The organism is Pantoea sp. SM3, assembly GCF_000963995.1.
GTDB classification, from domain to species: domain Bacteria; phylum Pseudomonadota; class Gammaproteobacteria; order Enterobacterales; family Enterobacteriaceae; genus Pantoea; species Pantoea rwandensis_B.
The window spans coordinates 17,415-37,042 of record NZ_JZRD01000004.1 but is presented as its reverse complement, the minus strand read 5'-3'; the positions used below and the strand labels follow the sequence as shown (position 1 = coordinate 37,042).

Annotated in this window: 19 protein-coding genes; 9 read left to right on the top strand and 10 right to left on the bottom strand. The window is 54.2% G+C overall.

Going from position 1 to position 19,628, the window contains the following annotated elements:
- Positions 1-15: 15 nt before the first annotated feature.
- Together sfnG and VI01_RS02265 are read right to left on the bottom strand one after the other, a co-directional pair.
- On the bottom strand, positions 16-1,104 hold the full coding sequence (gene sfnG, locus VI01_RS02270) for a dimethylsulfone monooxygenase SfnG (RefSeq protein ID WP_045813848.1): 1,089 nt from the start codon (positions 1,102-1,104) through the stop codon (positions 16-18).
- A gap of 343 nt (positions 1,105-1,447) precedes the next feature.
- The gene (locus tag VI01_RS02265; RefSeq protein WP_045813847.1) at positions 1,448-2,341 is read right to left on the bottom strand and encodes a LysR family transcriptional regulator; all 894 of its coding nucleotides are present in this window, start codon (positions 2,339-2,341) and stop codon (positions 1,448-1,450) included.
- A gap of 129 nt (positions 2,342-2,470) precedes the next feature.
- Here VI01_RS02265 and VI01_RS02260 point away from each other — a divergent pair, with 129 nt between their 5' ends.
- Complete coding sequence (locus tag VI01_RS02260; RefSeq protein ID WP_156149326.1) at positions 2,471-3,316, top strand: MBL fold metallo-hydrolase; 846 nt, start codon at positions 2,471-2,473, stop codon at positions 3,314-3,316.
- Here VI01_RS02260 and VI01_RS02255 read toward each other — a convergent pair.
- The 3 genes from VI01_RS02255 to VI01_RS02245 form a co-directional block, all read right to left on the bottom strand.
- Positions 3,313-3,663, bottom strand: coding sequence for a helix-turn-helix transcriptional regulator (locus VI01_RS02255; RefSeq protein ID WP_045813845.1), 351 nt, complete (start codon positions 3,661-3,663; stop codon positions 3,313-3,315). The genes VI01_RS02260 and VI01_RS02255 overlap by 4 nt on opposite strands.
- 87 nt (positions 3,664-3,750) lie before the next feature.
- A complete protein-coding gene (locus VI01_RS02250; protein ID WP_045813844.1) occupies positions 3,751-4,692 on the bottom strand; it encodes a sugar phosphate isomerase/epimerase in 942 nt (313 codons plus the stop codon).
- An 8-nt stretch (positions 4,693-4,700) separates the two neighbouring features.
- Positions 4,701-5,879, bottom strand: a complete 1,179-nt coding sequence (locus VI01_RS02245; protein ID WP_045813843.1) for a Gfo/Idh/MocA family protein — start codon at positions 5,877-5,879, stop codon at positions 4,701-4,703.
- Positions 5,880-6,333: 454 nt separating this feature from the next.
- Here VI01_RS02245 and VI01_RS02240 point away from each other — a divergent pair, with 454 nt between their 5' ends.
- From VI01_RS02240 to VI01_RS02220, 5 genes are all read left to right on the top strand, one after another.
- Positions 6,334-7,347 (top strand): LacI family DNA-binding transcriptional regulator, encoded by a 1,014-nt coding sequence (locus VI01_RS02240; RefSeq protein WP_045813842.1) that lies wholly within the window; start codon positions 6,334-6,336, stop codon positions 7,345-7,347.
- A 17-nt stretch (positions 7,348-7,364) separates the two neighbouring features.
- Positions 7,365-8,189: a sugar phosphate isomerase/epimerase gene (locus VI01_RS02235; protein ID WP_045813841.1), complete on the top strand. Its 825-nt coding sequence runs from the start codon at positions 7,365-7,367 to the stop codon at positions 8,187-8,189.
- 273 nt (positions 8,190-8,462) lie between these two features.
- Complete coding sequence (locus VI01_RS02230; RefSeq protein WP_045813840.1) at positions 8,463-9,191, top strand: gluconate 2-dehydrogenase subunit 3 family protein; 729 nt, start codon at positions 8,463-8,465, stop codon at positions 9,189-9,191.
- Between the two features lie 18 nt (positions 9,192-9,209).
- Positions 9,210-10,979 carry a GMC family oxidoreductase gene (locus VI01_RS02225; RefSeq protein WP_045813839.1) on the top strand — a complete coding sequence of 590 codons (1,770 nt, stop codon included), beginning with the start codon at positions 9,210-9,212 and terminating at the stop codon, positions 10,977-10,979.
- A gap of 2 nt (positions 10,980-10,981) precedes the next feature.
- Positions 10,982-12,295 (top strand): cytochrome c, encoded by a 1,314-nt coding sequence (locus VI01_RS02220; protein ID WP_045813838.1) that lies wholly within the window; start codon positions 10,982-10,984, stop codon positions 12,293-12,295.
- Positions 12,296-12,547: 252 nt separating this feature from the next.
- Here the strand turns inward: VI01_RS02220 and VI01_RS02215 are convergent, their stop codons facing one another.
- Both VI01_RS02215 and VI01_RS02210 read right to left on the bottom strand, forming a co-directional pair.
- Positions 12,548-13,012 (bottom strand): heme-degrading domain-containing protein, encoded by a 465-nt coding sequence (locus VI01_RS02215; protein WP_034830236.1) that lies wholly within the window; start codon positions 13,010-13,012, stop codon positions 12,548-12,550.
- 93 nt (positions 13,013-13,105) lie between these two features.
- A complete protein-coding gene (locus VI01_RS02210; protein ID WP_045813837.1) occupies positions 13,106-14,119 on the bottom strand; it encodes a LacI family DNA-binding transcriptional regulator in 1,014 nt (337 codons plus the stop codon).
- Positions 14,120-14,318: 199 nt separating this feature from the next.
- Between VI01_RS02210 and VI01_RS02205 the strand changes: the two genes are divergently transcribed.
- Positions 14,319-15,515: an L-talarate/galactarate dehydratase gene (locus VI01_RS02205; protein ID WP_156149325.1), complete on the top strand. Its 1,197-nt coding sequence runs from the start codon at positions 14,319-14,321 to the stop codon at positions 15,513-15,515.
- Here the strand turns inward: VI01_RS02205 and clcA are convergent.
- Both clcA and VI01_RS02195 read right to left on the bottom strand, forming a co-directional pair.
- Positions 15,512-16,915, bottom strand: coding sequence for a H(+)/Cl(-) exchange transporter ClcA (gene clcA, locus VI01_RS02200; protein WP_045813835.1), 1,404 nt, complete (start codon positions 16,913-16,915; stop codon positions 15,512-15,514). The genes VI01_RS02205 and clcA overlap by 4 nt on opposite strands.
- 100 nt (positions 16,916-17,015) lie before the next feature.
- Positions 17,016-17,363: a cupin domain-containing protein gene (locus VI01_RS02195; RefSeq protein WP_045813834.1), complete on the bottom strand. Its 348-nt coding sequence runs from the start codon at positions 17,361-17,363 to the stop codon at positions 17,016-17,018.
- Positions 17,364-17,470: 107 nt separating this feature from the next.
- On the opposite strand from VI01_RS02195, the gene VI01_RS25805 reads away from it, so the two are divergent.
- Both VI01_RS25805 and glsB read left to right on the top strand, forming a co-directional pair.
- A complete protein-coding gene (locus VI01_RS25805) occupies positions 17,471-17,599 on the top strand; it encodes a hypothetical protein (protein ID WP_255353372.1) in 129 nt (42 codons plus the stop codon).
- A gap of 30 nt (positions 17,600-17,629) precedes the next feature.
- Positions 17,630-18,556, top strand: coding sequence for a glutaminase B (glsB, locus tag VI01_RS02190; RefSeq protein ID WP_045813833.1), 927 nt, complete (start codon positions 17,630-17,632; stop codon positions 18,554-18,556).
- A gap of 4 nt (positions 18,557-18,560) precedes the next feature.
- Here the strand turns inward: glsB and VI01_RS02185 are convergent, their stop codons facing one another.
- Entirely contained in the window at positions 18,561-19,502 is a 942-nt protein-coding gene (locus VI01_RS02185) for a D-2-hydroxyacid dehydrogenase (RefSeq protein WP_045813832.1), read from the bottom strand.
- Between the last annotated feature and the right edge of the window lie 126 nt (positions 19,503-19,628).

The window sequence follows — 19,628 nt, the reverse complement described above, 5'->3', positions numbered from 1 at the left end:
CCGCCATATTTAATGTCAGGCGGAGACCCGGCTTTCCTGACGTTCCAGTTCACGCACTCGCGGAATCACCTCGCGGCCAAAGAACTCAACGTCCTCATGGAAGTGCAAAAAGGCTAGCAGCAATAAATCGACGCCTGCGCGCTTCAACGCCATGATGCGCTCGGCGATCTGTTGCGGGGTGCCAATTAAATTGGTCTTAAAGCCGTCGTTATACTGCACCAGATCTTCGAACGACGATTTTGCCCAGTTGCCCTCACCCTCCGGTGACGCACTTCCCGCGTTTTTTACTTCATGCTGGAAGCCTTTAACGGCATCGGGATTGGCTTTTGCGATGATTTCCTGCAGGACGGACTGTGCCTCCTGCTCTGTATCACGGGCGATCACGAAGCCGTTTAAACCAATTTTAACCTGATGTCCGTAAGTGACGGCTTTCGCCTGAATGTCTTCAACTTGCTGCTGTACCCCTTCCGGCGTATTGCCGTTGGTGAAGTACCAATCGGACACGCGTGCCGCCATATCACGCGCTGCACGGGAACTGCCGCCCTGGAAGATTTCAGGTAAAGGTAAAAGAGGTTTGGGTTTTAATGCGTAATCGCGGAAGCGATAGAAATCTCCGGCAAAGCTGAAACTGCCTTCGCGCCAGATACCTTGCAGGCAGCGAATAAACTCTTCGGAACGTAAGTAACGCTCTTCATGATCGAGCCAGGGTTCGCCGATCGCTTTAAATTCGCCTCGGAACCAGCCGCTGACAATGTTGACGGCAATACGTGGACCGTAAAGATGACTGATGGTGGCAATCTGCTTGGCAGCCAGCACGGGATTCCATGGGCCTGGCAGTAGCGCGGCAATCACTTTGAGCGTTGAGGTGTGGCTGAGCAAGTCCTGTGAGAAGGTCACCGATTCATGCTGGTTATCTGCGCCGTATCCGGCAGTAAATCGAATCTGCGTCAGGGCATAGTCGAACCCTGCCTTTTCAGCGATTTTTGCCAGCTCGCGATTATACTCCGCGTCCCAACGGGTGCGCTGTTCAATCTGACTGATCACCAAACCACCGGACACATTGGGTACCCAGTAAGCAAATTGCAGGGGTTTCTTATCTGACATCGGCTTCTCCCGTCTATATATAGCATAAAAATATGAATTTCTATCAAGTTAAATCTTTTCGGTATATAAAGGGTAATGCAGCAGCTGTGCCAGATTTTCATAAGCATAAGCGATTGATTTGCTTAAGATGGGAGCGTTGCTTAACGGGTGAGAAGTTGCAAATACAACAGCCGTTGTAAACCGCCCGTCGCCATTGCAACAGTGAGAGGAGAAGAAATTGAATCTGCGCGTTGAAACAATCACCCCGTATGTCGCTGGCTTTTCACCGCTCAAAGCGGAGAGCATCGATTTGGGTTTCAATATGCTTCGCAGGCTCGATGACAATTGGCACAACGGCTACAGCTCATTGCCGTGACTGAGTGAGCGTATCCCTGTTCTGTAACGCGCAAATAAACTCCTGAATCTGCGGCCTGTTATCGTCCTTCCGCCAGATGGCATATAAGGTGATCTCCAGCGGTAGCCAGGGCAGCATCACCAGCGAAACGGTATCAGCAACCCGGCTCGCCAGGCTTTGCTGAATGAACGTAAAACCCAGCCCCGCTTCCACGCAGGCCAGGGCTGCCAACGGCCCGCTCACCTCGAAAGTAATGTCCGGTAGAAAACCCGCTTGCTCACACGCAGCCAGTAAACGTGCGCGTGCAGTGGGATTGAGGTGCGCATGATCGGCGATCCAGCGCTGTTTTTGTAAATCTGCCGGTGTGGGTACAGCGATGGCTTGTGCGTCAGGCATGGCTAACAGAATCGGTTCCGTCAGCACTTTTTTCTGCAAAAACCAGTCGCCCTTTTCGGGAGGGGTATGCAGCAGCGCCACATCCAGTGCCCTCTCCTCGAGTAATTCGCGTTGTTGCTGGGATCGCATCGCGTGCAGATGGATAGCGGTGCCACTTTGCTGATCAATCCGGGCAATGGCATCAGGCAGTAGGCGCGAATGTATCGCCGCCTCAACATATCCAATATCCAGACGCCCCCTGGCCGCCTGCGTCAGGCTGCGGCCGTAATCGGTAAGACGCGCATGGTGTTGCAGAAAAGGCGTGACCTCATCCAGAAATTTTCGCCCTGCTTCCGTCAATCGCAGGCGCTTTTTCTCACGATGAAACAGCGTGATGCCGAGTTCACTCTCAAGTTGTTGAATTTGCCTGCTCAGCGGGGATGCCGAGATGTGCAGCTTTTCCGCCGCCTGACCGACATGTTCCAGCAGCGCCACGGTGGCAAAAGAACGCAGTAATTTAATGTCCACAGCTTTTTCGGTCTCAACTCAGTCGAAAAGGATGATAGTCACACCCGCCGGTTCCCTGCAATATTTCATTGCTGATGCAGCTTAATGATTAAACAACGTTTTCTCTTTCGATGATGAACAAAGGCGGTAATGATGGTCAAACCTTTCTCCTCACAGCGCGTGGGCAACTATCTGGTCACGGCGATCAGTGATGGCACCATGAAAGCCAGCCTTACGCTGCTCTCCGGCATTGATATCCCCAGCGCAGAGTCAATTCAAGTGCAATCGGGTATCGATGTGCCGGGTGATATTCATATTTACTGTTATCTGATTCGCGGTGAAGGACGCACGATCTTGATTGATAGCGGCATGGGCGCCGTCAATCATATCGGGGGAGAATTACAGTCGAACCTGTTAGCGCTGGGTGTTGACCCCGACGCCATTGATACTCTGTTGCTCACACATTGCCATCCCGATCATATTGGCGGCTTACTGACGGCTAACGGTCAACCCGCCTTTGTTAATGCACAACTCTATCTCTCTCCGGCTGAAGCGGCATTCTGGCTGGATGATGACAAACTTGAAACAGCCAACGAACGCACGCAGAGAAATGCCTTGCTGGTACGTCGTACGCTGGAGGCCTATCGACCCAATCTGCACCTGATTGAGCAGAATAATCTCACTGCGGATATCCAGGCTATCAGTCTGCCAGGCCATACGCCGGGGCATACCGGATATCTGATTGATTCCGACAATGAACGTCTACTGATCTGGGGCGATATTGTGCATTACCCGCATATCCAGTTAGCCCGCCCAGAGATTTCAATTTCATTTGATAACGATCCGGCACTGGCTGAAGCCACGCGCAAAGCGATTATCGAACAGGTTTCAAGGGACAAAACGCGGGTAGCCGGCATGCACTTTGGCGCATCGGCATTTGGCTATATTGAGAGTGATATGCACTCCGGCTATCTGCTGCGGCCAAAAACTGATTAAGACGCCGTGTTGTGAAAGTCGTTGACGGTGCCACGCGTCAGATCATCCTGCGTGGTCGCCGTAAGAAATGCGTCCAGCAGCCCGGGAAAGCGTGCGTCCAGGTCGTCACGACGCAGTGACAAGAGGTTTTCACGGCCTGAAGGTTTTTGCCAGATGACGCCACTGTCGCGCAGCACGCGCCAGTGATGGGTTAAAGTGGATTTGGACACGCCTTTGAGCAGCGATCCGCAGGTATGATCACCGCCATCCGCCAGGATATTGACCACGCTCATGCGCATCGGGTTGCCGAGCGCGGCCAGCACATTTTCCAGACGGATTTCATCGCGCTGCGGGTGATTCTCCAGCATAGGCTGCCTCATAATAGTTCGTATAAACACGAAGTATCGGGCAGCGAATGCGGGATGTACAGCGCGGCAGCACACCGCGCTCAACACCTACTGACTGATGGTCTGTTTCAACGCGGCAATGGATGAGGTAACGCCCGCTTCCACCGACATGGTGAGATCTTCCATTTCCAGTGAGACCCAGTCGTTGTAGCCCATCATACGAACCACCGAGAAGAACTCCTTCCACCACTGCAAATCCTGGCCGCAGCCCACAGCAACGTAGTTCCAGGCGCGGTTTGCCACATCTTCCACCGGTTTGGTTTCCAGCAGACCGTTGATATTGACCAGACCCCGTTCCATCCGCACATCTTTACCATGGCAGTGATGAATCGCCGGCCCCAGCGCCCGAGCAGCGGCAATCGGATCGGCGCCCATCCACAGTAAATGGCTGGGATCAAGGTTCAGCCCCACCATGTCGCCCACCGCATTGCGCAGCCGGAACAGGGTTTCTGGATTCCACACCAACATGGAGCTGAAGTTTTCCAGCGCAAACTTCTCGACTCCACTCTGCTTCGCGCGCGCCACCAGCCCTTGCCAGTAGGGGATCGCCACGTCATTCCATTGATAGTCGAGGCAGTTTTTCAGTGTCGGCGGCCAGCTCACGGTATAGGTGATCCAGTTAGGAATGGTGTCATGTGGGCTGGCAGGCGGTAACCCGCTCATCATGACAATTTTTTTCACCCCCAACTCACCCGCTAACGCCAGGGCATTCTCGGTATCGCGTTTATGTTTCTGGCCAAGTTCACCGGGATCCAGCGGATTACCCGACACATTCAGAGCTGCAATCGACATCCCGCGGCTTTCCAGTGCTTTCAACAGGTTCTGACGCTGTGTAGCACTGCCCAGTAACGCTTCTGTCGGCAAATGTGGCGCAGAGGACCAGCCACCCGTCGTCATCTCAACGCCGTAAACACCCAGTTCCAGCAGTTTATCCAGCATTGCCTCAAACGGCAGATGCCCCAGGCTGTCGGTACAAAAAGAGAGTTTCATGGCAGTCCTTATTGGTAGTTGACCCAGGTCGCGCCGTTATCGGCGGAACGAACACAGTTTTCAATCCAGCGCACGCCTTCCAGCCCGGCATTAATGTCGGGATAGATCATGTTATCTAGCGTGTGCTGATCGCCACGCTGGGTAGCACTGATAGCGATGGCGAATTTCAGGTAGATGTTGGCCCATGACTCAGCCAGACCTTCGGTATGCAGCGCCCCGAGACGCTCATCCGCCAGTGCGCTGGCATGCAAATACGGCATACCGTGATGCATAAGTTGATTTGGCTGGCCCTGCACTTCGTATTTCAACTCGCCGGGGTTGTAATCACTCCACTCCAGACTGGCGCGTGAACCGATAATGCGGATGCTTTGGCTGTCCATTGAACCGGCGTTGATCGACGACGCCCACATACGCCCTACCGCCCCGTTGTCGTAATGCATCAGCACCATCGCGTTGTCTTCCAGCGGTGCGCGTGAGGGAATAAAGCTTTGGCGATCGCACAGCAGCGATTTGACTTTCAGCTGCGGTAGCACCAGTTGCGAGATGTAGAAGGTGTGAGTGGAGATATCGCCCAGTACAAACGAGGGACCGGCGATTTTCGGATCGACTCGCCACTTCTGTGCTTCGCTAAATTTATCGGCGCTGTCATTGGCGCTGAAGCCGTGGGTATATTGCAACTCCACCATACGCACTTCGCCGATCTCACCGTTGGCGATCATTGCGCGCATCTGCATCAACAACGGATGACCGGAGAAGCCGTATGTCACGCCGACAATCCGCTTTTTCGCTTCTGCCAGCGCTTTAATTTCCTGCGCCTCCGCGCTGGTGAAGAACAGCGGCTTTTCACAAATGACATGAATACCGGCATTCAGCGCCGCTTTTGCGATCTCAAAATGCGTGCCATTGGGGGTAGCGATTGACACGACTTCCACCCCATCGTCACGCTTAGACTCTTCCTCAAGCAATTGCTGGTAGTTGTCATAACAACGTTCTGGCGCAAGTCCAAGATTGACGCCAAACTCGCGTCCACGGGTAGCATCAATATCAAAGGCACTGGCCACCATCTGGTAGGCGGTGTTGTCACGCAAGGCACCGGACCGATGTTTATAACCCACCTGACTCAGGCGGCCGCCACCGATCATTGCCCAGCGGAGCGGGCGTGGAATGAGTTTTTCACCATTTAACATAGTCACTCCTGTTTTTGCACCTGGGTGCAAATTAAGTTGAGGGTAGATGTTCTTATCTGTTACTGCTGATTCTTGTTATTTATTCATGCGTCGATATCAATTGCACTGCACCTACTGCCGCCCTTCACGAGATGCTACCGAGTGCAAATTGCCTCAGAATCAGGCACAAAAAGGATGATTCTTGTGCTTACAAGCGCTGAATGTCAGCGATGCCGACTTTATAGTCAATCTGGCAACATGCAATTCAGCGAGGATGATCACAAAAACCCTTAACTTTGCACCCGAATGCAAAACTCATTGCAATCGGGTGCAAAGATCAAACATAATCGTAACATCATAAAAACAGGGTTATTCGATGTCATTTGCCTCATTTGCCTGCGCTTAGGTGTTTATTTTCAGTTGGCTTTCACGTTCAATGCAGGGGTCTCCGCCTTTTTATCCCTACGCAGGTGCTATGAATAAACCAACAAAGAAGCCCCATAAAGCCACAGCGAGTGATGTCGCACGACTTGCCGGCGTCTCAAAATGGACCGTATCCCGCGCTTTCACGCCCGGGGCATCCATTTCTGACAAGGCGCGCGAACAAATATTGAAAATCGCGGCGGAGCTGGGCTATCGCCCTAATCTGCTGGCGCGCAGCCTGTCGCAGAAGAAAACGCACATTATCGGCGTGGTCATCGATGAGATGAAGAATCCTCACTCGATGCTGATGCTCGACATGGTCACGCGTCAGTTGCAACAGCGCGGCTATATGGCGTTGTTGCTGAATATTGGTAGCGGAAAAAATTACAGCGCCGTGCTGACGCTCGCCGATCAGTTGCAAGTGGATGGTCTGCTGTTTCTCGGCACCGTGTTAACCGACGAACTGATTCGTGTGGCGCGCGAGATGCATCAGATTCCGCTGGTGCAAGTGTGCCGAAACAATGACGAGCCCGATATCGATGTGGTGAACATTGACGGTTTACGCGCGGGTAAACAGCTAGGTGAACTGCTGCTGGCGCAGGGTTACACCCGTATCGGCTATATGATGGGGCCGGAAACCAGCAGCCATCATACCCAGCGCCTGGATGGCCTAAAGCTGGCACTCCAGGAGGCTGGATTAACGCTGGAATTACTGCTCACCGCAGGCGAATACTCGCGTGAGCGGAGTTATGAAGTGCTGAGTGATTATCTTAACTCGCAAGCACCTCAGCAGCGGGTTGACGCCCTGTTTTGCGAGAACGACATTTTGGCACTCGGCGCACTGACGGCGCTTAAAGAGCATGCAGGCAACCGTTTTATGGCGGTGGTGGGTTTTGATGATATCGATGAAGCCAGTTTGTCCAGTTGGCAGTTGACCACGTTTAGCCAGCGATTGGATTTGATTGTCAATGAAGCCCTCAACCGCTTGATTGACGGAAAGGCCACTCCAGGTGGTGTTTGGTCTCAGGGAGAATTGCGTATACGACGCTCTCACCTGAAGCCGTGAGGTAACAAGGAGGAGAGATGAAGTTGTCACTGCATGGTGTTTCTGTCTGGTACAGCAATGCCGTCACTCAGTTACGCATCGCCCACGAAACTGGCTATAGCGGACTGGAGATTCTGCCTGAACATCTGTATCGCTATCTGGAGAACGGCGGCAGTTACGCAAAATATCGCGATCTGCTGGTGAAGCACCAGATTGAGATCACCTGCATTAATGCTCTGAAGCGCTTAGGTCGCTTCCACCCAGAAGAACGTGCCGCCCTGCTGCGTGAAGCGGAGAAAGTGGTGCAGGCGGCAGTGGAACTGTGCTGCCCGGTGGTGCAAATTATGGCGCTAAACGAATTAGATCATCTGCCAGACGCCGCACGTGACGCCATCTTGCTGGAAAACCTCTGCGCCATCGCCGATATCGGCAAGCCACATGGCATCAAATTCCAGATAGAAGTGGTGGCCTTCACCGCCTTCAATTCACTGCAACACGCGCTGGATCTGATTAAACAGAGTGGCAAAGATAACCTTGGCGTGGTGGTCGATTTCTGGCACCTGCACGCCGGCGGTGGCACTACACCGGATGAAGTGGCGCGCATGGACAAGGATTTAATCTACGGTGTGCATTTCTGTGATGGTCGCGCCGCCTACCCCGGCGAAGCCTGGGACGAATGGGTCCAGCGTAATTACGCGCCCGGCGAGGGCGATGTTGATATTCCAGCCTGGGTGGCGGCAGTGAAAGCCACGGGATATAACGGCGTATGGTCACCGGAATTATTGAGCCCGCGTAACTGGGAAGATGATCTCTGGGATATTGCCCGTCACAGCATCGACGACATGAAAAAATATATTTATTAAAAATAAAGGAGACCCGAATAACGGGTTTTCCGTGAAGATATTTGGCAATGGCGGGAAAACTCCAGCCTACGGAATCGCGTGTTGATTAACAACACGCGCATAACGTCTTTCAATACTTTCTGAGAACTTATAATAACGAACACGGATTCGTCGTGGTCGGTTGCGCGCTAATTAGCGTGTGGCCGGCCTATGTCTGAATGTCCGGAACGTCGTGCTCTGTCAATATTAATCTGCCGTGTCCATCAGACGATGGAATGATTAAGGGAAAGAAGTATGAACCGAAGAGAAGCGCTCTTTTCGCTGAGCGGTATTGTCGCGTCACTTGCCGTGGCACCGCAACTGCGCGCCAAAGAGCTGCACAATGTGCCGCTGGAAACCCAACTTAGTGCCGACCATTTGCCGCAGCCCGCGTGGCAAGACGGTTACCAGGTGCTCACCAACCCGCTTGACCGTCAAAATCTACAGGCCATTTTTGAACGTCTGATCCCTGCCGATAAGCTAGGGCCTTCAGCCACTGAAGCGGGCTGTATTGAGTTCCTCGATAATCAATTAGCGGGGGATTACGGTTCAGGGGCTGCGCTTTATTTGCAAGCGCCACTGCATCCTGAAAACGAAGAGAAAATAATGGGCAGCCCGCAATTTCTCTCGGCCCCCAAGGAACGCTATTTAACCGGTTTAAAAGCACTGGAAAACTGGGCACAGAAGCATCATCAATCCTCCTTCCATGCGTTAAATGCTGAGCAGGTTGATGATTTCCTAACAAAAATGGAAGACGGAAAAATCAATTTGGGGGCAGAGGTGAATAGCCAGGCCTTCTTTGAATTAATGTTACAAAACGCCCGAGAAGGTTATTTGTCCGATCCGATTTACGGCGGTAATAAAAACATGGCGGGCTGGAAGATGATTGGTTTTCCGGGTGCCCGTTATGACTACCGTCCTTATATCGAACGCCGCAATGAAAATCTGGCGCTTATTCCTGTCAGTCTGATCCCAAACGATTAATACCCCGGAGCTGAGTCAATGTCATTAGAGAGAAATAAGGCTGACGTGGTTATCGTTGGTATGGGTTGGGCGGGCTCGGTCATGGCGGAAGAGTTAACCCGCGCCGGGCTGAATGTGGTCGGTATTGAGCGTGGTGCGTGGCGTGACACTTCCACCGATTTCCCGGTGGCAATTGATGCCGATGAATTGCGTTTCCACACGCGTCGCAAAATTTTACAGCCGATGAGTGTCGAAACCACCACGTTCCGCAACCGCAGCGACCAGCTTGCTGCGCCGGTGCGTAACTGGTCCGCATATCAGTTTGGCTGGAACGTTGGGGGTGCAGGCACGCACTGGGCAGGAATGTCCTGGCGCTTCACACCGTGGGATTTTGAAGTGGCGACGCAGACCCGTGAACGTTACGGCGCGAAAAAGATGGCAGGCTTGCAGCTGCAAGATTGGGGCGTCACCTACGACGAAATGGAACCCTTCTACGATCGCTTCGAACGTATTGCCGGGACTTCCGGCTACGCTGGCAACCTTCAGGGTGAAAAACGGGTTGGCGGCAATGTCTTTGAAGGTGCACGTCAACGTGACTACCCTACCCCGCCGCTGAAAGATACGCACTGGATGAGCAAATATCGCAAGACCACCGAAAGCATGGGGTACCACCCCTTCACGGTGCCCGCGGGCAACCTGTCGCAAGCTTATGTCAATCCACTGGGCGTTAGCATGGGGCCATGCACCTATTGCGGTTTCTGCGATTTCCACGGCTGCGGTAACTTCTCCAAATCGTCGCCACAAGCCTGTATTTTGCCGGTGTTAATGCGCCGTCCGAACTTCACCTTGCTGACGGAGACAGAAGTCCTGCATGCCGTGAAGCATGAAGATGGCAAAACCGTGAAAGGCGTGAAATTTGTCACTCAGGATGGCGTGGAAGGTTTTCAGCCTGCCGATGTCGTCTGCTTCACCGCTTACCAGATGGATAACGTGCGCCTTATGCTGCTTTCAGGTGTGGGTGAGAAATACGATCCGCTCACCGGCCGTGGCACCATTGGTCGCAACTACAACTATCAGACTTGTTCAAGCGTGACAGGCTTCTTCGATAACGAATACATGAACCCGTTTATCGGCGGCGGTGCTTTAGCTGTGCAGATCGATGATTTTAACGGCGACAACTTCGATCATAGCGACCTCGATTTTATTGGTGGCGCGGGGATTATGGGCTTCTCCACCAATGGCCGTCCGATTCAAAATATGAACGGCCTGCGTCCCGGCACCAAACGCTGGGGCAGCGAATGGAAAGCGGGTTATGCGCGTGATTACCAAACGGCGGGCACCATCTTCTGCCAGGGCACGTCGATGCCCATGCGGGAAGCCTATCTCGACCTTGATCCCAACTATAAAGACCGCCACGGCCAACCCCTCCTCCGCCTGACGTTCGATTGGAACCAGAATGACCAGCGCATGGCGAAATTTGTAACCGATCGTGCAATCAACATCATGAAAGAAGTCGGCGGTCAGCACGTTGTGGTCGATAACCAAGCCGAGAAAAGCTGGAACCCTTACATGCAGCACAGCTCGCACACCATTGGCGGCGCAGTTATGGGGGCCGATCCGAGTACTTCCGCGCTCAACCCGTACTTGCAAAGCTGGGATGCGCATAATTTGTTTGTGGTCGGTGCTTCGGCCTTCCCTAACAATGGCGGCTACAACCCAACAGTCACCGTGGGTGCGTTGGCGGTGCGTGCGGCGCAAGCTATCCATCAGAAGTACATCAATAATCCGGCACCGCTGGTGGGAGCATAATCATGGCGAAGGCAAAGAAAATTACCTATACCCTCGCTGCGTTGGCCGTGGTCGCCGCCATTGGCGTAACCGGCAGAATGTGGGTGGTGATGGACAGCTCACGTTCAAATGTGGCTGATGATAAGGTCAGGTTAGCCGATTTCCACAGCAGTGATACGGATGCCATTAAACGTGGCGAATATGTGATGCGCCTTGCGGACTGCGCGGCGTGCCACAACGCGGATTTCTCCGGCGGCTACAAGATCGACACCCCCTTTGGGGCACTGCAAACCTCCAACATTTCACCCGATCGGGAAACCGGCATCGGCAACATGACGGAGCACGATTTCTTTAACGCGGTCCGTCAGGGACGTGGCGAACACGGCTTCCTTTATCCTGCCATGCCTTACACCGCTTATACGCAGATGAGCGATGCCGACATGCACGATCTTTGGGTCTATTTCTCCGCGCAGAAGCCAGTGAAAAATGCCATCGATGAAAACGCTGGCATGAACTTCCCGTATAACATTCGTCTGGCGATGGCGGGTTGGAACCTGTTGTTCTTTGATAACAATGCGTTCAAGCCCCAGAGTGCGCAGAATGATGCCTGGAACCGCGGTAAGTACATCGTTGACGGCCCCGCGCACTGTAGCGTGTGCCACACCGCACGCAATGCGTTAGGGGGAGAGATCAGCAGCCAGTATCTGCAAGGCGGCAACTTAGGAACCTGGTATGCACCGGATATCTCACCGAATCCTCATGCTGGCATCGGAAAATGGAGCGATGAGCAGATCGCGGATTACCTGAAAACCGGCTCCAACGGGGAGAGTGTAGCGGCCGGTCCGATGGCTGAAGCGGTTGAGCACTCAACGCAATATTTCAATGATCAGGACCTGAAAGCCATTGCCACCTATTTGCGCAGCCTGCCAGCGTCTCCAACGGCTAAGCCAACTGCATTTGTGATGGATAAGACCAAACACGATCAGGCGGCACTGCGCTATGAGGTAGACTGCTCAGCCTGCCATGGCTTGTCGGGAGAAGGTATCACGGGTATGGTGCCGGCTTTTGCGGGTAACACCGCGATGCAGAACAATCCCACCAACATGATCCATGCGCTGTTGGATGGGGCGCGAGCGCCGCACACCGAAGGACGCCCAACGTCTGCCGGTATGCCTGCCTTCTCATGGAAATTGAACGATCAAGAGATGGCAGATGTGCTCAACTACGTGCGCAATTCATGGGGCAACGAGGCTGCCGAGGTGAAAGCCAGCGATGTTGCCACGCTGCGCAAAGCCACGGATGCGGGAGATAAGCTCAAAGTACCGGCAGCGAAATAACGGCTTCTCATCAATCATCAACGCGCCGCTATTCCTTTCTGTGCGAAGAGTAGCGGCGCAACCTATGAAGTGAATCCCGAAAGTTGGACACCATGCCAACGTATCGGAGGAACAACAATGAGCAGTCATAAGCATTCACCGGAATTAAAAAAACAGGCCGCTCTGCATCATTCCCCTCATCCAACAACCCTTAACATTTTCGGTAAACCGGCTTTCCAGTTTTGTGCGCGCTGACTTCTCATTGAGCTGGAATTAGCGCAGCAGTTGGTTAATTCCCCACAGCGCTAAAGCGTGATCGTCTTCAGAAGGCAAACCACTGATGCTCACCGCGCCGATGATCGCGCCCTGTGGGCTCAGCAGCGGGAAGGAGCCACCGTGATCGGTGTAATCTTCCTGACGAATGTTGCGCTGCTGCGCCATACGTTCGCCCTTCTGCTCATTAGCGAACCCTACGTACATGGAGGAATGACCGGTCAACAGTACGGTGTTGCGTTTGCGGCGCATCCATTCCAGATTTTCGGGGGCAGAACCGGGTAACGCCGCTAAAAACAGCACCTGCCCAAATGCATAAACTTCAATAGCAATGGGTGCGTTCATTTCGCGGCCACGCTGTTGAATGCCCTGACCAATTTGCCACGCCAAATCGAAATCGAACTGCGGCAAACGGTGCTCAGCTTCTTGTTGTAGCAGTGTTTCTAAGGAAGGCAGTGCTGACATTGATAGGATCCTCTCAAAATGAAATTTATTTTCCACTTTTTATAACATGGAAAATATTTTTCGCATGTGATGAGGATCGCAGTTCAGTTTGGGTTAACCCGAATCACGCGACACCATGGTAAACCCCATATCAATAATCGGATTTTCCACCGTCTGATTTTGCAGACGCTTTAACAATTGCTCAGCAGCAAGTTCGCCCATGCGGTGCCGGTCAATACGCACTGTCGAAATCGCCGGGTAATTGGCCGCCGCGAAATCAAGGTCGCCAAAACCAATGACCGCCAGCTGCTGCGGAATCTTTACACCACGCGCCTGCGCCGCCATCAGTGCGCCCTGCGCCAGCGTGTCTGAACTGCATACCAGCACATCGACGTCAGGGTGCTGATCCAGCAATTGTGCACAGGCTTCACGGCCGCGAGCCATCAGCGCCGGGAGTTGGACAGGTACATCAACCAGCGGTTTTATCGCCAGGAACGCTAATGCCTCCAGCAAGCCCTGTTTACGTTGCAATGCACGGCGGTCATCCGTCCATATCAGACCCGGTTTTTGATAACCGCGCTCGGCAAGATAAGCAGCAACACGCGCGCCGATCTTCTCATGAGAAAAACCGACCAGCATATCGATGGGCGTGGGCGTCATGTCCCAGATTTCAACCACCGGCACCTTGGCCTGTAACAACACTTTTTTCAACTGCGCACTGTGATGAATACCGGTGAGTACGATGCCATCCGGGCGACGGGATAGCAGCGTAGACACAGTTTCTGCTTCAGTTTCTGCTTCGTAACCGGTGACACACAACAGCATGTGATAGCCCTGCGCACTCAGGCTGTCGTTCAGGCTCTGAATGGTGTCCACGAACATGTTGTTATTGATTTGCGGCACCACTACGGCAATCAGGCGGCTGCGATTGCTCGCCAGACTGCCCGCTTGCGCATTGGGAATGTAGCCGGTGGCGCTGATCGCCGCTTTCACTTTGGCGACGGTCGCCGGGCGAACCAGATGCGGGGAGTTGAGCGCACGACTCACCGTCATCGGCGAGATTCCCGCGACACGGGCGACATCTTCCAGCGTGGGTGCAGCGTTGCGCTCGGGGTTGCGTAGTTTCATGGCGGCTCAGTGTAGAAGCAGATAGCGCTAGCATAGCAGGCCGCCCTGTCAAAGCCAGCGCAAAACGCTGCAAATGTTAGGGCTATCATTTAAATCCCCGGATTATCCATTCTGTGATCTGCGCTGCATTAAACCTCAGCGTTATTAGCGCATAGTCTTTACCGCACACAAATGTTAGCGCAATCATTTACAGGAGAACATCATGTCGAGTGTGAATTCCAGTGCCGTCAGCTATGCCAAAACAGCGGGAGCCGGTAACGCTACCGAGAGCGGTGACCGCATCGTTTGGGTCAATTTGTCATTGGCCTTTTTGCCGCTGGCCACACCGGTTAGCGATGCTAAAGTGCTGACCGGGCGCCAGAAACCGCTGACCGAAGTGGCGATCATCGTGGCGGAGATCGAAACACGTGACGGTTTCCAGGGCATCGGTTTTAGCTATTCCAAACGCGCTGGCGGTCAGGGCATTTACGCCCATGCCTGCGAAATTGCCGATGCGCTGATCGGTGAAGACCCCAATGACATCGACAAGATTTACACCAAACTGCTATGGGCGGGCGCATCAGTGGGCCGCAGCGGGTTGGCGGTGCAGGCGATTTCACCGTTTGATATTGCGCTTTGGGATATGAAAGCGCGTCGCGCCCACTTACCGCTGGCGAAGTTGCTGGGGGCGCATCGTGATTCTGTGCAGTGCTACAACACCTCGGGGGGCTTCCTGCATACGCCGCTTGATCAGGTGATCAAGAACGTGGCGATCTCACGTGAAAATGGCATTGGCGGCATCAAACTTAAAGTCGGCCAACCTAATACCGCTGAAGACCTGCGTCGCCTCACTGCGGTGCGTCAGACGCTGGGCGATGATTTCCCGCTAATGGTGGACGCGAACCAGCAGTGGGATCGTGAAACAGCGATTCGTATGGGACGTAAGATGGAGCAGTTCAATCTGGTGTGGATCGAAGAACCGCTCGATGCCTATGACGTGGAAGGCCACGCAGCACTGACTGCCGCGCTGGATACGCCGATTGCAACCGGTGAGATGCTCACCAGCTTCCGTGAACATGAGCAACTCATTCTTGGCAACGCCAGCGACTTTGTGCAGCCGGATGCGCCGCGCGTGGGCGGTATTACGCCATTCCTTCAGATCATGGATCTGGCGGCGCGCCACGGACGTAAACTGGCCCCCCACTTCGCGATGGAGATTCACATTCATCTCGCCGCCGCCTATCCCATTGAACCCTGGCTGGAGCATTTTGAGTGGCTCAATCCGCTGTTCAATGAGCAGTTAGAACTGCGTGACGGCCGTATGTTGATCTCCGATCGCCACGGCCTCGGCTTCAGTCTCAGCGAACAGGCACGCCGCTGGACCACACTCACACACAGCGTGGGCAAACGCCCTTAGTGGATCTTTGCGCTGGCGTGACCGCTGAGCTGAGCCTTAGCCAGCGTGCGCGCCAGAATCGAAGAGTACAGCGGTTTGCCGCCAAAGAACTGTGCAGCCAGGGTTGCGCCCAGGCACGTGATGATCATCGGCAGAATCAGCTGATAGTTATTGGTCATTTCCAGCACCAGCACGATGCCAGTTAAGGGCGCGCGTACCGAAGCGGCAAACAGCGCACCCATGCCTGCCACGGCAAAGGTCGCGGCCTCCAGTTGATAACCGGGGAACCAGTGAATGCACAGTTGACCGAAACAGGTACCCAGCAAAGTGCCCAAGGTGAGCATCGGCGCAAAGATCCCACCCGGCGCGCCTGAAGAGAAGCAGCAAATTGTCACCAATGTCCGCAGGGCGAACAGACCGAACAAGGCCAAAGCGCTGTAACTCCCCGCTGAGAAATCGGGAATCAGCGTGATGCCCCCACTCACTGCCGCCGGAAGAAGCAGCCCAAGCACACCACAGAATCCCGCCAGCAGGCTGCCCCACATCACCCAGGCGGCAATGCGGCCTTGATGTAATCGTTGAAACTGATCCTGGGCGAGAAATATCAGGCGGTTAAACGCCACACCGCAGCCGCCAAACAGGATGCCGAGCAACAGATACAGCCAAAGCGTGTTGGTAGGCGCATCGCGCAACTGGCCGATGTTGATAATGGCTTCATTGCCATTGCACAAACGAAACACAATGCTGGAGACGATCACGCCGACAAACACCGCTTTTATCGAGATCAGGCTGTAGCGGAACTGTGGGCGCATCTCCTCAATAATAAACAGAATGCCCGCCAGCGGCGCATTGAAAGCCGCCGACAAACCCGCCGCGGCCCCAGTGGCGATGAGGGTATGGCGGGATTCAGACGACTTTACGCGGAACAGATCCAGACACATGCCGCCAATGTTGCCGCCGATCTGCACAGTTGGGCCTTCGCGCCCCAACACCATACCGGAGCCCAGCGCGCCCATACCGCCGAGAAACTTCACCGGCAGCACACGCCACCAGCGCACCGGGCGCAACTCCTCCAGTGCCCCTTCGATTTCAGGGATGCCTGAACCGCCCGCTTCTGGCGCGAATCGCCGCACCAGATAGTAGCCAATGGCACCCAATACAGCGGAAACCAGGAAAGCACACAGGACCTCAAAAATGGGATGAGTGGCGGCATTTTCCAGCCAGTTCAGGCGTGAATGCAGGATGAGATTCACCGCGCGGTCAAAGGCAACGCCAACCAGACCGGTGAGGACACCGACCAGTGCGGCGAGCAGCAATAAAGCCACGGGTGTTTTATCGCGGCGCAGCAGCTTTTGCAGCAGCATAAAACGCCCGGCGCGCATGGCGTTCTCAGGCTGACTGGCATTTTGCGAAACAGACATGCAGATCCTCAATAACATCAGCGCCGCCATTCCAGCGACGAAAAGGCGTCAGCATAGCTAACGCAGGCGATCGCGTAACGCAATCATTGGCAACAGAATTTTACGGTTGGCTGGGCAGTTCACCATAATGCACCGCCAGCCACACCGTAGGGCCCTGGCTATCGGTCCAGCAAACGCGATGGCGGCAGCCTGCAGGAATATCGATAAAATCGCCGGGTAACAGTGTGCGCGCTTCACTTTCACCTTCCAACTGCAATCCAGCCGATCCCTGTAAAATCATCACCCATTCACCTTGCGTCTGGCAGTACCAAAAATCGGGCGGACTGGCCTGCCCGGTTGAAACGATACGTTCAATCAGGAGATTGGGTTGTGACAGCAGCGCTTCGAAGGTTTCGGCGCTGCCGTTTTGTGCCGCTGGCGGAAAATCACGCAACAGATTGGTCAACATAATGTGAGCCCGATGTTTTTGCTGGATTTATGCACTGTAACGCAGGCTTCACCCGGAAGGCTCACAGAATTTTACGTCTCTCGTTGACGAGTAAAGGGCAAATCACCATGATCCTGGCCGTAAAGATCATGCTGTCTCTACCACCGCACTTCGGTTGCCATACGATTTATTGCGCGTTCGATAGCGACTTCATGGCTTCGGATACGCGCGATGCATCGCGCCGCAAACGTATTTGAAACGGATAAAATCAAGAGAATTGGAGCCATCTGGTGTCAGAACTCACGAATGGATTGCTGGAAGAAATCGTAGCTGAAGTCCGTCCTTTAACGCGTCAGGGCAAGGTGGCGGACTACATTCCCGCATTAGCCGGTGTCGATGCCGATCAGCTCGGCATCGCCATTGTCACACCCGATGGTCAGTGTTTTCAGGCTGGCGATGCTTCCACGCGTTTTTCCATTCAGTCGATCTCCAAAGTGCTGTCACTCACTGTCGCGCTGACGCTGTATGACGATGCCGAGATCTGGCAGCGTGTAGGTAAAGAACCTTCCGGTCAGGCGTTTAACTCGCTGGTGCAGTTGGAACTGGAACAGGGCAAACCACGCAATCCCTTTATTAACGCCGGTGCACTGGTAATGTGTGACTTGCTGGAGAGTCGTTTAACTGCTCCGCGCCAGCGTATGCTGGAGATTGTGCGCCGCCTGGCTCAGCAAAGCGACATCAACTATGACCGTGTGGTTGCGCGTTCTGAATACGAGCATTCCGCCCGCAATGCCGCGATTGCCTGGCTGATGAAGTCATTTGGCAATTTCCACAATGATGTCAGCAAAGTGATGGAAACCTATTTCCACTACTGCTCACTCTCGATGAGCTGTGAAGAGCTGGCGCGCACCTTTCTCTATCTCGCTAACCAGGGACGCAGTCAGCATGATGAGTGGGCCGTGATCTCACCGCGTCAGGCACGGCAGGTCAATGCGCTGATGATGACCAGCGGTATGTATGACGGTGCGGGCGAGTTCGCCTGGCGTGTGGGAATGCCCGCGAAGTCGGGCGTAGGTGGCGGCATTGTCGCGGTCATCCCCGGAGAAATGTGCATCGCGGTGTGGTCGCCGGCGCTGGATCATTCTGGTAACTCTCTGGCGGGCACCGCGCTGCTGGAGAAACTCACCGAGCGACTGGGCCGCTCGATTTTTTAAGCGCTTAGCTCACCACATGCAATGGATTGCCCTGAGCAAATCCGTCGAGGTTAGCTTCAATGCCGCGCAACAGATTGTTCACTCCCTGCTGGCTGGCCCAGGCAATGTGCGGTGTCAGCAGCAGGTTAGGAATATCCGGTTGCAATAGTGGATGATCGGCTGCCGGTGGTTCACTGCTGAGCACATCCAGCGCTGCACCGGCAATCACACCCTGACGCAGCGCGTGAGCCAGTTCCGTTTCATTGATCAGGCCACCGCGTGCAGTGTTGACTAGCCAGGCTGAAGGCTTCATCTGTGCCAGCGCCTGCAAATTAATTAACTGCTGAGTTTGCGGCGTCAACGGGCAATGCAAGGTCAACACATCGCTGCGTGCCAGCACCTCTTCAAAGGGTACATAACCTGTGCGCGGCGCTGAACTGCCTTTGCGGTCCGCGTAGAGTACCGTCATGCCGAGCGCTTCTGCCATCGCACCCACCGCGCTGCCGATATCGCCTTTGCCGACAATCCCTAAGGTCGCACCAAAAATGTCCTGAATCGGCTGGCGATGCACACAAAAATGCGACGATGCTGGCCAGGCTGCGCGCGTGCGGTTGGCGTAATCCACCAGATGGCGACGCAGGGCAAATAAGGCGGCAATCACGCCTTCGGAAACGCTACGCGTGGAGTAACCCGGGACATTGCTGACGACAATGCCGCGTTCACGACACGCATCCAAATCGATGCAGTCGTAACCCGTTGCCGCGACACAGATGTAGCGTAAATCCGGCAATTGGTGCAGCGTTTCAGCGCGCAGCGGCACTTTATTGGTGATAGCAATCTGTGCGCCACGTAGGGCTGAGACGATTTCATGGTGCGCGGTTGTCGCGCGGAAGTCCCATGCCGTACACCATTCTGGCCGCAGCGGCGGTTGCGGCAGCGTATCACCATCCAGCATCACTATTTTCATCGCTTCTCCGTTTACATGTTTCCGTACTGTTCTCATCAGGTTGCATTTAGGTTAACAAATGCAGCGCGTAAAGTGACTTTTTTCAAAAGGTGCGAATTTTTTCTTAATTAGCCTGAGTTTCTGTAA

Bases quoted from the DNA above. Each gene is read 5' to 3' on its own strand.
- VI01_RS02245 (WP_045813843.1), bottom strand. From the start codon at position 5,879: ATGTTAAATGGTGAAAAACTCATTCCACGCCCGCTCCGCTGGGCAATG.
- VI01_RS02255 (WP_045813845.1), bottom strand. From the start codon at position 3,663: ATGCTGGAGAATCACCCGCAGCGCGATGAAATCCGTCTGGAAAATGTG.
- VI01_RS02210 (WP_045813837.1), bottom strand. From the start codon at position 14,119: ATGAAACTACGCAACCCCGAGCGCAACGCTGCACCCACGCTGGAAGAT.
- VI01_RS02235 (WP_045813841.1), top strand. From the start codon at position 7,365: ATGAAGTTGTCACTGCATGGTGTTTCTGTCTGGTACAGCAATGCCGTC.
- VI01_RS02250 (WP_045813844.1), bottom strand. From the start codon at position 4,692: ATGAAACTCTCTTTTTGTACCGACAGCCTGGGGCATCTGCCGTTTGAG.
- clcA (WP_045813835.1), bottom strand. From the start codon at position 16,915: ATGTCTGTTTCGCAAAATGCCAGTCAGCCTGAGAACGCCATGCGCGCC.
- VI01_RS25805 (WP_255353372.1), top strand. From the start codon at position 17,471: ATGATCCTGGCCGTAAAGATCATGCTGTCTCTACCACCGCACTTCGGT.
- VI01_RS02185 (WP_045813832.1), bottom strand. From the start codon at position 19,502: ATGAAAATAGTGATGCTGGATGGTGATACGCTGCCGCAACCGCCGCTG.
- VI01_RS02230 (WP_045813840.1), top strand. From the start codon at position 8,463: ATGAACCGAAGAGAAGCGCTCTTTTCGCTGAGCGGTATTGTCGCGTCA.
- VI01_RS02240 (WP_045813842.1), top strand. From the start codon at position 6,334: ATGAATAAACCAACAAAGAAGCCCCATAAAGCCACAGCGAGTGATGTC.
- VI01_RS02195 (WP_045813834.1), bottom strand. From the start codon at position 17,363: ATGTTGACCAATCTGTTGCGTGATTTTCCGCCAGCGGCACAAAACGGC.
- VI01_RS02260 (WP_156149326.1), top strand. From the start codon at position 2,471: ATGATGGTCAAACCTTTCTCCTCACAGCGCGTGGGCAACTATCTGGTC.
- VI01_RS02220 (WP_045813838.1), top strand. From the start codon at position 10,982: ATGGCGAAGGCAAAGAAAATTACCTATACCCTCGCTGCGTTGGCCGTG.
- VI01_RS02225 (WP_045813839.1), top strand. From the start codon at position 9,210: ATGTCATTAGAGAGAAATAAGGCTGACGTGGTTATCGTTGGTATGGGT.
- VI01_RS02215 (WP_034830236.1), bottom strand. From the start codon at position 13,012: ATGTCAGCACTGCCTTCCTTAGAAACACTGCTACAACAAGAAGCTGAG.
- sfnG (WP_045813848.1), bottom strand. From the start codon at position 1,104: ATGTCAGATAAGAAACCCCTGCAATTTGCTTACTGGGTACCCAATGTG.